Origin of the sequence: Pseudomonas orientalis, assembly GCF_002934065.1 — a bacterium.
Classification (GTDB): Bacteria; Pseudomonadota; Gammaproteobacteria; order Pseudomonadales; family Pseudomonadaceae; genus Aquipseudomonas; species Aquipseudomonas orientalis_A.
The window spans coordinates 3707201-3719051 of record NZ_CP018049.1; the positions used below are offsets into that span (position 1 = coordinate 3707201).

Here is an 11851-nt window from a genome sequence, read left to right on the forward strand (position 1 = left end):
TCCCGCACGTGAAGATTAAACGCGGCGGCGGCGGACTGATTTAGTCGGAAGATCGAGGCACTATTGCAATCATTGCAATTGCAATCATAAGGCCAATTCCATTAGGGTAGGCACCTCTGTCGCCAGGAGCCACCCCCATGCCCGCCTCTACCGCACTCGCTGCGCAGCTGTGCATCGACGCACTCGACACCTGCGCCTGCTCGCGCAGCTCACCGCTGTACACGGTCTTGAGCATGGCCGGCGCGCTGGAATCCAGCCGCCAGGCCTGGGTGATTCGCGGCCAGTCGCGCAGTCGGCGCCCGGGTAACTGGCCCACCTGGTTTGCGCGCAATACCGGGGAAAAACCGCTGCTCTACCTGCACAGCGCCACCTCGTCTGCGCAGCTGTGCGCACTGTCACACCGGACCGACCAGCGCGGCATTTTGTGCAATGACAGCGAAACCCAGCCATCCCCATGGCCGAAGGGCGCGCAACCGTCGCTGTCGTTGTGGCTGGCCAGCCATCCACGCTGTACGCCCTACGACCCTGCCTCGGGCGAAGAGGCCCAGGCCATCGTGCTGGCAGGGCTGCATACGCTGTACGTGGATGGCCAGCCGGGCTTTTATTACCTGGCGCTGCATGATCAGCCCAGCACCCTCGCGCCGCAGACGCTGGACCGCGAAGGTGCGATCAAGGGCATGTATCCCGTGCGGCAAACTGCCGACGTGGCGAACGTGCGCTTGCTGGGTGCCGGTCGAGCCCTGGAAGAGGTCATGCAGGCCGCGCAATTGCTTGAGCAGCAATGGGGCATCACGGCGCATGTATGGAGTTGCCCCAGTTACACCCGACTGGCCCGCGAGGCAGCGGCCGCCGAGCGCTGGAACCGCCTGCATCCCTGCGCGCCCAGGCGCAGCAGCCATCTGCGCGACTGCCTGGCGGGGAGCCGGACACCGGTGCTTGCCGTCACCGGCTACCCACAAGTGGTGGTCGACCAACTGGCCGCGCATATCGACACGCGCTTCGTGGCGCTGGGCGCAGGCTCGGTACAGGCAGCCGCGCCGAACCGCTACTGGATTGCAGTGCTGGCATTAAAAGCGTTGGCCGATGAAGGGCACATCGAGACACACAAGGTGGAACACGCCCTGCAACGGTATGACCTGAAATGACCTCGCCACGGTTCACCCCATTTACGTTTTGCGCCGGCCACGGGTTTGCACGCCCGCCTCCATCGCCAACCCCGCCGTACGCTGCAGTGCATCGGCAAAGGCCTGACGGTGCTCAGGCTCGATTTGCGACAAAAACAGCTCATCCACGGTGCTTTCGTAGATTTTCCACATTTTCTTGCGCAGCGTACGGCCGGCCTCGGTGATCGAGGCAAACGCTGCGCGGCCATCGCCGTCGGAACGTGAACGCACCACCAGGCCGTCCTTTTCCAGGCGGTCGACCAGGCGCGTGAGGTTGTAACGCTCAATGGCCAGCACATCGGCCAATTCATGCATACGGCGGGTGCCTTCAGGACCGCTTTCCAAGCCCCACAGCGCGTCGTACCAGGCATACGGCGGCAGTTGCGCCTCGGTCAGCCGGCGCTCGATCTCACGGATGACCGTCCTGTGGGCCCTGACAAAACGGAACCATACATCCGGCTCTTTCGACGACATGCAACACCATCCGGGGAATTTCAAGAAGGTTGCAATAGTAGCTCATCCCGGGCTAAATTCCGCCATGTCGTTGCAATTGCAACTATATCGCAGCGCGCCCACAAGGCGTTCGCCGCCCGGAATCCGCCTACCCTGGAGCCTCATATGAATCCGAATAACGCCGCATCCCTGGACCACGATCCGCAGGAAACCCGCGAGTGGCTCGACTCCATCGAATCGGTGCTGTCGGCCGAAGGCCGCCCTCGCGCCCATTACCTGATCGACCAGTTGCTGGATTTCGACGTGGCGCGCCATGGCGACTTTTACGGGCGCGTGACCACTCCTTACGTCAACACCATCGCTGCCGACCGCCAACTGCCCTACCCCGGCGACCTGGACATTGAACGGCGGACCAATGCGTTTATCCGCTGGAACGCCATGGCGATGGTCTTGCGTGCCGGCAAACACTCAGGCGTGGGTGGGCATATCGCGACCTACGCGTCAGCCGCTGTGCTGTACGACGTAGGCTTCGACCATTTCTTTCGTGGCCGAACAGACACCTTCGACGGCGACCTCGTGTACATCCAGGGCCACTCCTCCCCCGGCATCTACGGCCGCGCGTATCTGGAAGGCCGCCTCAACGAAGCCCAACTGGATAACTTTCGCCGCGAAGCCGGTGGCCAAGGCCTGTCTTCCTACCCTCACCCACGGCTGATGCCGGACTTCTGGCAATTCCCTACGGTGTCCATGGGCCTGGGGCCGATCACGGCTGCTTACCAGGCGCGCTTCATGCGTTACCTGGAGTTTCGCGACCTCAAGCAACACCAGGGTCGCAAGGTATGGGCGTTCCTCGGTGACGGCGAGATGGACCAGCCGGAATCCCTGGCCGCCATTTCCCTGGCCGGTCGCGAAAAACTCGACAACCTGATCTTCGTCGTCAACTGCAACCTGCAGCGCCTGGACGGCCCGGTGCGCGGTAACGCCAAGGTGATCCAGGAGTTCGAGAGTGTGTACCGCGCCGCCGGCTGGAATGTGATCAAGGTGATCTGGGGCGGTGGCTGGGATGCATTGCTCGAAAAGGACCATAGCGGCCTGCTGCGCCAGCGCATGATGGAATGCGTGGACGGCGATTATCAGAATTACAAATCCCAGAACGGCGCCTATGTTCGCGAGCATTTCTTCGGCAAATATCCGGAGTTACTCGCACTGGTTGAGGACATGTCCGACGACGATATCTGGAAACTCTCACGGGGCGGCCATGACCCGCTCAAGGTCTACAACGCCTACGCCGCCGCAGTGCGCCACAAGGGCCAGCCCACGGTGATCCTGGCCAAGACCGTCAAGGGCTTCGGCATGGGCGAAGCCGGCGAAGGCCAGAACATCAACCATCAATTGAAGAAAATGGGTGCCGACGCGGTAAAAGCCTTCCGCGACCGCTTCGGGCTGGAAGTGGCCGATGACCTGCTCGACGAAATTCCTTACCTCAAGCCGGCGGCCGACAGCACGGAAGCCCGCTATTTCAATGCCCGGCGCCAGGCGCTGGGCGGGTATGTGCCGGCCCGGCACACTGACGTTGCCCCGTTGACTGTCCCGCCCCTGTCCGCATTCGCCACTCAACTCAAGGACACCGGCGAGCGCGCCATCTCCACCACCATGGCGTTTGTCCGCATCCTCGGCACCCTGCTCAAAGACCCGCATCTGGGCAAGCTGATCGTCCCCATCGTGCCGGACGAGTCGCGCACCTTCGGCATGGAAAGCCTGTTCCGGCAGATCGGCATTCATTCTGCCGTCGGCCAGCTTTACACCCCGCAAGACGCCGGGCAACTGAGCTACTACAAGGAGAGCAAGGACGGACAGATCATGCAGGAAGGCCTGAATGAATCAGGGGCCATTTCTTCATGGATCGCGGCGAGTACGTCCTACAGCAACCACAGCCTGATGACGGTGCCGTTCTATATTTTCTACTCGATGTTCGGCTTCCAGCGCGTCGGCGACCTGGCCTGGGCGGCAGGTGATGCGCGCGCCCGCGGCTTTCTGCTGGGTGCCACGGCCGGGCGCACCACCTTGATGGGTGAAGGGTTGCAGCATGACGACGGGCACAGCCATATCCTGGCCTCGGTAGTGCCGTGCTGCGTGGCCTACGATCCAACCTTTGCCTACGAGCTGGCGGTGGTTATTCGCGAGGGCATGCGGCGCATGTATATTGAACAGGAAGACATTTACTACTACATCACCCTGCTCAACGAGAACTACCCGCACCCGGCAATGCCTGAAGGCGTGGAGGATGGGATTCTCAAAGGGATGTATCCGCTGAGCACACACGCGGATGCTCGGGTTCAACTGATGGGAAGTGGTTCGATCCTGCGTGAAGTCATCGCCGCAGCGTCGCTGCTCCGGGAAGATTTCGCTGTAGAGAGTGACGTGTGGAGCGTCACCAGCCTGACCGAGTTGCGCCGTAACGGCCACGCCGTAGAGCGCTGGAACCTGCTGCATCCGGAAAGCGAGCCACGCCAGAGCTACGTGGAAAACTGCCTGGCCGGCAAAACCGGGCCGGTAGTGGTAGCCACCGACTACATGAAATTATTCGCCGATCAGATTCGCCCCTTCGTACACGGCCGCCGCTTTGTGGCGCTGGGAACCGATGGGTTCGGGCAGTCGGATACCCGGGAAGCGTTGCGCGAGTTTTTTGAAGTGGACCGCCACTTCATCGTGTTGGCGGCGCTGAAGGCACTGGCGGATGACGGTGTGATCGGTCGGGACAAAATCACAGAGGCTATCAACCGCTACGGGATCAACGTCGACAAGACTGACCCCGTAACGGTCTGAGTTACTGGACCGGCGTTGGCAGGGCAGGAATTGCCTCTGTCGGCGCCGGCAGGCTGGGGTTGGTCGGCGCGGGGGCGGACTCTATAGCCGGTGTCTCTGGTGCCGCTTGCGGTGCTGGTTCTACGCTCGGCGCGATAGGCGCAGCCTCGGGTGGTGGCGCCAGTGGCTGCGCAGCGGCTGGGGTTGCCGGCGTCTCCTGCGGTGTCTCAAGCTTCTCGGCGGCCGGCGCGGCTTTCGGTTCCGGTATGCCAAGCTCATCCTTGGGCTTCTCGGGTATATGCGCCGCCTGCTTCACTTCCTGGGGCAGGAACACATCCACCAAGGCAAAGTAACGCTCATAGAACTTGGGCGCCGAGACAGTCTCGCTCGCCACCTTGACCATCGAGTCATCGGTGGAGCCGATCGGCATCGACACCGAACCCAGCACCCCGACCCCCAGACTTGCGGAGTTGTTGACCTTCTTCAGCGCATAGCGGTCCTGCAACGCGTTGGCAAACATCGTCGAGTGATTGCTGCCTTTGCCATCAGCGGCACACACCACGTTGAAGCTGATCTGCAGGTGGGTCTCGCCGGTCTGCTGGAAACTCTTGTTACCGGCCACCAGCTTCGGATCGCTGCTGGTGATGATATAGCCCTGGCTGAGCAGGGCACGGCGCGCCGCTTCACAGGCGGCCACATCGCTCACCGGGTAATCGCGGGAAAACGTACCGGAGTCGTCGAAATTCTCATGTTCATAAATAGCGGTCTTGGGTGACGAGCAACCCGCCGCGCCCGCCAGCACCAGCGCCAACCCGAGGTTTCGCAAGTGAAATGATGTCAACATCGAAAATCCTGAGAAAAACAGTCCGGGCGGTATTGTGCAACAGAACGAGGGGTGGGCGCGCGCATTCCTGTCGGTAAAACGTCACAGGCTTTAATGCGCGCAAAAAAAGACCCCGGCCTTTTCAGGACGGGGTCATTTTATTCAAGCCGACATCAGAACTTCTTGATGTCTGCCTGGGTTTCCAGCTGCTTGCGATATGCCGCGAAGTCCTGCTGGCCGATACGGGAAGCGAGGAAGCGGCGGTATTGCGCTTTTTCTTCGTCCGTAGGCGCCGCCGCTTCGTTGACGCCGTTCAAGCGCACGATCATCAGGCTACCGTCGCGCAGCGTGACGGCGGTGAAGGTCGGCTTGTCCTTGGCCGCTGGCTTGGGCATGCGGAACAGCGCTTGCAGCACGGCAGGGTCGACGCCTTCCTGGGCACGGGTGGCCGCTTCAGTCACCTTCCAGGCCTGGCCGTCAATCGGCTGGTCCAGTGCGGTCTTGCCATCACGCAGGCTGGCGATCAACTCGTCGGCATGGGTTTTGGCGGCAGCGCTCGCGCGCTCCTTGGTCATCTGAGTGCGGATCGCCGCCTCAACCTTTTCCAGCGGCAGCTGGGCGGGCTTGAGGTGTTCCTTGGCGCGCAGCACGATGATGGTTTCCGGGTCCAGCTCAATGGCGCTGCTGTTGGCCCCCTCATCCAGCACTTCCGGACTGAACGCAGCGGTGACCACGGCACGGTTGGCCGCGACGCCTTCGCCACCTTCACGGCCGAACGGCGCCGAGGTGTGTACGGTCAATTTCAGGTCGGACGCCGGCTGGGCCAGGTCGGACGCTTCGAATGCCGCATCTTCCAATTGCTTGGTCGCCTCGACGAACCGCTGTTCAACCTGCTGGGTCTTGAGCTCGCGGGTCAGCTTGTCTTTCAGGCTGGCGAACGTCGGCACTTCTGGCGCTTCAACGCCCAACAGCTTGATCAAGTGCCAACCGAAGGCGCTGCGCACCGGCGCGGACACCTGGTCTTGCTTGAGGCCGTACAGCGCCGTTTCGAAGTCCGGATCGTACACGCCGGGACCGGCGAAGCCGAGATCACCGCCATTGTTGGCCGAACCCGGATCCTGGGAGAACTCCTTGGCCAGGGCGTCAAACTGTTCGCCCTTGGCCAGGCGCGCCTGGATCTCTTCGATCTTGGCCTTGGCTTGCGCCTCGGTAACCTTGTCGTTGACCTCGATCAGAATGTGCGCGGCACGACGCTGTTCAGCGAGGTTGGCGGTTTCTTTCTCGTAGGCGGCCTGCAGCTCATCGTCCTTGACGGTGACCTGGTCGAAGAAGGACGACTTCTTCAGCTCCAGGTAGTCGATGACGACCTGATCCGGAGTCATGAACTCCTTGGCATGCTGGTCGTAGTAGGCCTTGACTTCGGCGTCGGTGAGTTTCACCGCTGCCGGGTCAGCCTTGATATTGACGGTGGCGAAATCGCGGGTCTGTTTTTCCAGACGGGCGAATGCCAGCACCTCTGCATCGGTCACGAAACCACTGCCGGCGATGCCTGCGCGAACCTGGCCGATCAGCATTTCCTGGGTCATCATCTGACGGAATTGCAGGCGGCTGTAGCCCAGTTGACGAATCACCTGGTCAAAGCGCTCGGCGTTGAACTGGCCATCCACCTGGAACTCCGGCGTCTGCAGGATCACCTGGTCCAAGGCCGCTTCCGAGAAGCCGAACTTGGAATCCGCCGCGCCTTGCAGCAGCAGCTTGCGATCGATCAGGCCCTTGAGGGCCGCATCGCGCAACAGTTTTTCGTCCAACAGGGAAGCATCGAAATCCTTGCCCAGTTGTTGCATCAGCTGGCGCCGTTGCATATCAACGGCCTGGCTCAGTTCGGTCTGGGTGATTTCCTCACCGTTGACCTTGGCCACGTCCTGCTTGTTATTACCCGAAGCCTGGAAAATAGCCTCGATACCGGTGAACGCCATCAATGCGACGATGATCCCGATAATGGTCTTGGCAATCCAGCCTTGTGAATTGTCCCTGATATTTTGCAGCATGCGTCCCCCAGAAACGGTTGAACATCAAAAATAGGCAACCGTGGAGCGTGGGTAGAATCCGGATAGAAGAAAGGCGCATCCGAGGATGCGCCTTCTCGTAACTGGCGGAGCGGACGGGGGTTTTAACTCTGACCCCCGGCGTGGCGACCCGATGGATACTCGGGCCGGCTACCGCTCCGCTGCCAGGCCAGACCAGCGTCCGACCCGGGTAAGCAAAGGCTTGATCGAAGCTTAGTTAACGGCTTCTTTCAGGGCTTTACCGGCTTTGAAACCTGGTTTCTTGGCAGCAGCGATTTGCAGTGCTTTGCCGGTCTGTGGGTTACGGCCAGTGCGAGCTGGACGGTCAGTCACAGAGAAAGTACCGAAGCCTACCAGTACCACGGAGTCGCCGGCCTTCAGAGCGCCAGTGACGGATTCGATTACTGCGTCCAGCGCACGGCCGGCAGCAGCTTTCGGGATATCAGCGGATGCAGCGATAGCATCAATCAGTTCCGACTTGTTCACTCTAAGTCCCCTTATATATCTATGAGTATGATTCTAAGTTTTTTGGTAAAAAGCAAAAACCAGTGCTGGATGGCCAACAGACACTTAAGAGCCGCTTTATAACAAGGGCTCTAAAAATCTGTCAAGGAAGCCCCCCAGGCTCCAACACTTTAATGCGTGCTAATTCTTTCCTTGGAATCCGACTCGCGTTTTTCGTCCTTCGCGACAATCTCCGGAGCCACATCCGGCAAGGGCTCCGGCGCGTATTGCAGCGCAATTTGCAGGACTTCGTCAATCCATTTAACCGGTTTGATCTGAAGATCCTGTTTAATATTGTCTGGAATTTCCTTCAGGTCGCGGACATTCTCTTCGGGAATGATCACGGTCTTGATTCCACCCCGGTGCGCGGCGAGCAATTTCTCTTTCAGACCACCGATGGCCAATACCTGGCCACGCAGGGTGATCTCACCGGTCATCGCCACATCGGCACGCACCGGAATGCCGGTCAATGCCGACACCAGGGCCGTGCACATGCCTACACCCGCGCTGGGACCGTCCTTCGGGGTTGCCCCTTCCGGCATATGGATGTGGGTGTCGTGCTTCTCGTGGAAGTCCAGGGGAATGCCCAGGCTCCTGGCGCGACTGCGCACCACGGTCTGCGCGGCGGTGATCGATTCGACCATCACATCGCCCAGGGAGCCGGTCTTGATCAACTGCCCCTTGCCCGGGATGACGGCCGCTTCAATCGTCAGCAACTCGCCGCCCACCTGGGTCCACGCCAGGCCAGTCACCTGCCCTACCTGATCCTGCTGCTCGGCCAGGCCGTAGCGGAATTTACGCACACCGAGGAAATGTTCCAGCGCGTCGGCCGTCACTTTCACCGAGAAGCGTTTTTCCAGTGCATGTTCCTTGACCGCCTTGCGGCAGATTTTCGCAATCTGACGCTCGAGGCCCCGTACACCGGCCTCGCGGGTGTAATAGCGCACGATGTCACGGATCGCTTCGACGTCAAACTCGATCTCGCCTTTCTTCAGACCGTTGGCCGAGGTCTGCTTGGGCGCGAGGTATTTGACGGCGATGTTGATCTTTTCGTCTTCGGTGTAACCCGGCAGGCGAATCACTTCCATCCGGTCCAGCAACGCCGGCGGAATGTTCATGGAGTTGGAGGTGCACAGGAACATTACGTCGGACAGGTCGTAATCGACTTCCAGGTAATGGTCGTTGAAGTTGTGGTTCTGCTCGGGATCGAGCACCTCAAGCAGCGCCGACGCAGGATCGCCGCGCATATCGCTGCCCATTTTGTCGATTTCATCGAGCAGGAACAGCGGGTTGCGCACGCCCACTTTGGTCATCTTTTGAATCAATCTTCCTGGCATCGAACCGATATATGTCCGGCGATGGCCGCGGATTTCCGCTTCGTCACGCACGCCGCCAAGGGCCATGCGTACGAATTTGCGGTTGGTCGCACTGGCGATCGATTCCGCCAGAGAGGTTTTACCCACCCCGGGAGGACCGACCAGGCACAACACAGGGCCACGAATCTTCTTCACGCGCTTTTGCACGGCAAGGTATTCGAGGATCCGTTCCTTGACCTCTTCAAGGCCGTAGTGATCGGCATCGAGGATTTCCTCGGCACGGGTCAGGTCCAGACGCACTTTAGTCTGGGCCTTCCACGGCACCTGCACCAGCCAATCGATGTAGGAGCGAACCACGGTGGCTTCGGCCGACATCGGCGACATTTGCTTGAGCTTGTTCAGCTCGGCCGTCGCCTTGGTCAGCGCGTCCTTGGGCAGGCCGGCGGCATCGATACGCTTTTTCAGCTCTTCGATCTCGTTATGGCCTTCCTCGCCGTCGCCGAGCTCTTTTTGAATGGCCTTCATCTGCTCATTCAAGTAGTACTCGCGCTGGCTGCGCTCCATTTGTTTCTTCACGCGGCCACGAATGCGCTTCTCGACCTGCAGCAGGTCGATTTCACCATCGAGCAGTGCCAGCACATGTTCGACACGGGCCGACAGGTCGATGATTTCGAGGATGTCCTGCTTCTGCTCGATTTTCAGCGCCATGTGCGCCGCCATGGTGTCGACCAGGCGACTCGGCTCATCGATGCTGTTCAGGGACGACAGGACTTCCGCCGGGACCTTCTTGCCCAGCTGCACATACTGTTCGAACTGCGAAAGCAGGCTGCGCACGAATACTTCGGATTCACGCTCGGGGGCTTCGACTTCGTCGATCAGCGCCACTTCGGCGCGCAGGTGGCCGTCGACCTCCATGAAACGCTCGACCGCACCGCGCTGCTCGCCTTCCACCAGCACCTTGACGGTACCGTCGGGCAGCTTGAGCAATTGCAGGACAGTTGCAACGGTGCCGACGCGATACAGGGCGTCTTCGCCCGGATCATCATCGGCAGGATTCTTCTGGGCCAGCAGCAGGATCTGCTTGTCGCCCGTCATCGCGGCCTCGAGGGCTTCGATAGACTTCTCGCGCCCCACGAACAGCGGGATAACCATGTGCGGATAGACGACGACATCACGCAACGGCAGGAGAGGCAATTCGATGGTTGTCTTCATGATTTCGCCTCTATGACAGTTGAAAAATAAACTTGAAACCAAGATGGGGGTTGCATGCAAAAAAAACAAGCTCAATGCCAGCACTTAAACGCATGAATAAACGCGATTTAATCAGCCGTCACGCAAAAACACCCCAAAAAAACAAGGGGCCCCAAAAAGGCCCCTTGCTTGTACCGCCACTGCAAAGACGCTTATGCGTCAGGTGCAGCCTTGGCAGCCGGCTCACTGTTTTCATAGATATACAGTGGCTTGGACTTGCCTTCGATAACGCTTTCGTCGATCACCACTTTACTCACCTCGGACTGCGAGGGGATTTCGTACATGGTGTCGAGCAACACGCCTTCGAGGATCGAGCGCAGACCACGTGCACCGGTCTTGCGCTCCAGTGCGCGCTTGGCCACTGATTTGAGCGCGTCGGTACGGAACTCGAGGTCCACACCTTCCATCTCGAACAGCTTGGCGTACTGCTTGGTCAGGGCGTTTTTCGGCTCGGTAAGGATCTGAATCAACGCCGCCTCATCCAGCTCGTCCAGCGTCGCCAGGACCGGCAGACGGCCGACGAATTCCGGGATCAGACCGAACTTGACCAGATCGTCAGGTTCGACTTCACGCAGGGACTCGCCTACCTTCTTGCCTTCTTCCTTGCTGCGCACTTCCGCGCCGAAACCGATGCCGCCACGGGTGGAGCGCTGCTGGATGACCTTTTCCAACCCGGAAAACGCACCGCCACAGATAAACAGGATGTTACGCGTATCGACCTGCAGGAATTCCTGCTGCGGATGCTTGCGGCCGCCCTGGGGCGGTACCGAAGCGACCGTGCCTTCGATCAGCTTCAACAGGGCTTGCTGTACGCCTTCACCGGAAACATCCCGAGTGATCGACGGATTGTCCGACTTGCGCGAAATCTTGTCGATTTCATCGATGTAGACGATACCCATCTGGGCCTTCTCTACGTCGTAGTCGCACTTCTGCAGCAGTTTCTGAATGATGTTCTCGACATCTTCGCCCACGTAGCCCGCCTCGGTGAGGGTGGTGGCGTCGGCGATGGTGAACGGAACGTTCAGCAGGCGAGCGAGGGTTTCCGCAAGCAGGGTCTTACCCGAGCCTGTAGGGCCGATCAGCAGGATGTTGCTCTTGCCGAGTTCGACTTCGTCGCCTTTCTTGTCACGCTGGTTCAAGCGCTTGTAGTGGTTGTACACCGCTACGGCCAGAACCTTCTTTGCACGCTCCTGACCAATGACGTACTGGTCAAGGATGCCGCTGATTTCTTTAGGCGATGGGAGTTTGTGCGCACTGCTCTCGGCCTGGGCTTCCTGCACCTCCTCGCGGATGATGTCATTGCACAGGTCGACGCATTCGTCGCAGATAAACACCGAGGGGCCGGCAATCAATTTGCGTACTTCATGCTGGCTTTTGCCACAGAAGGAGCAATAGAGCAGCTTGCCGTTGTCCTCGCCGTTGCGGGTGTCAGTCATTCGTTCGATCCAAATCCGATAGGCTTGCAACACA

General features: G+C 59.9%; 8 protein-coding genes. 2 read left to right on the plus strand and 6 right to left on the minus strand.

The window, feature by feature from the left end:
- Positions 1–137: 137 nt before the first annotated feature.
- Positions 138–1145 carry a transketolase-like TK C-terminal-containing protein gene (locus BOP93_RS16605; RefSeq protein WP_104503484.1) on the plus strand — a complete coding sequence of 336 codons (1008 nt, stop codon included), beginning with the start codon at positions 138–140 and terminating at the stop codon, positions 1143–1145.
- A gap of 21 nt (positions 1146–1166) precedes the next feature.
- Here BOP93_RS16605 and BOP93_RS16610 read toward each other — a convergent pair whose 3' ends face one another.
- Positions 1167–1637: a MarR family winged helix-turn-helix transcriptional regulator gene (locus BOP93_RS16610; protein ID WP_104503485.1), complete on the minus strand. Its 471-nt coding sequence runs from the start codon at positions 1635–1637 to the stop codon at positions 1167–1169.
- 144 nt (positions 1638–1781) lie between these two features.
- Here BOP93_RS16610 and aceE point away from each other — a divergent pair, with 144 nt between their 5' ends.
- Complete coding sequence (gene aceE / locus BOP93_RS16615; RefSeq protein WP_104503486.1) at positions 1782–4442, plus strand: pyruvate dehydrogenase (acetyl-transferring), homodimeric type; 2661 nt, start codon at positions 1782–1784, stop codon at positions 4440–4442.
- A 1-nt stretch (position 4443) separates the two neighbouring features.
- On the opposite strand, the gene BOP93_RS16620 is transcribed toward aceE, so the two are convergent.
- The 5 genes from BOP93_RS16620 to clpX form a co-directional block, all read right to left on the minus strand.
- A complete protein-coding gene (locus BOP93_RS16620; protein WP_104503487.1) occupies positions 4444–5265 on the minus strand; it encodes a DUF2242 domain-containing protein in 822 nt (273 codons plus the stop codon).
- Positions 5266–5417: 152 nt separating this feature from the next.
- Positions 5418–7292, minus strand: a complete 1875-nt coding sequence (locus BOP93_RS16625; protein ID WP_104503488.1) for a SurA N-terminal domain-containing protein — start codon at positions 7290–7292, stop codon at positions 5418–5420.
- 231 nt (positions 7293–7523) lie between these two features.
- Positions 7524–7796 (minus strand): HU family DNA-binding protein, encoded by a 273-nt coding sequence (locus tag BOP93_RS16630; protein WP_003174819.1) that lies wholly within the window; start codon positions 7794–7796, stop codon positions 7524–7526.
- A 149-nt stretch (positions 7797–7945) separates the two neighbouring features.
- Positions 7946–10342, minus strand: a complete 2397-nt coding sequence (gene lon, locus BOP93_RS16635; protein WP_065884860.1) for an endopeptidase La — start codon at positions 10340–10342, stop codon at positions 7946–7948.
- Positions 10343–10533: 191 nt separating this feature from the next.
- Positions 10534–11817 carry an ATP-dependent Clp protease ATP-binding subunit ClpX gene (gene clpX / locus BOP93_RS16640; RefSeq protein ID WP_017136464.1) on the minus strand — a complete coding sequence of 428 codons (1284 nt, stop codon included), beginning with the start codon at positions 11815–11817 and terminating at the stop codon, positions 10534–10536.
- Between the last annotated feature and the right edge of the window lie 34 nt (positions 11818–11851).

Coding starts and splice junctions, on each gene's coding strand:
- BOP93_RS16610 (WP_104503485.1), bottom strand. CDS start 1,637: ATGTCGTCGAAAGAGCCGGATGTATGGTTCCGTTTTGTCAGGGCCCAC.
- BOP93_RS16605 (WP_104503484.1), top strand. CDS start 138: ATGCCCGCCTCTACCGCACTCGCTGCGCAGCTGTGCATCGACGCACTC.
- BOP93_RS16625 (WP_104503488.1), bottom strand. CDS start 7,292: ATGCTGCAAAATATCAGGGACAATTCACAAGGCTGGATTGCCAAGACC.
- BOP93_RS16620 (WP_104503487.1), bottom strand. CDS start 5,265: ATGTTGACATCATTTCACTTGCGAAACCTCGGGTTGGCGCTGGTGCTG.
- lon (WP_065884860.1), bottom strand. CDS start 10,342: ATGAAGACAACCATCGAATTGCCTCTCCTGCCGTTGCGTGATGTCGTC.
- aceE (WP_104503486.1), top strand. CDS start 1,782: ATGAATCCGAATAACGCCGCATCCCTGGACCACGATCCGCAGGAAACC.
- clpX (WP_017136464.1), bottom strand. CDS start 11,817: ATGACTGACACCCGCAACGGCGAGGACAACGGCAAGCTGCTCTATTGC.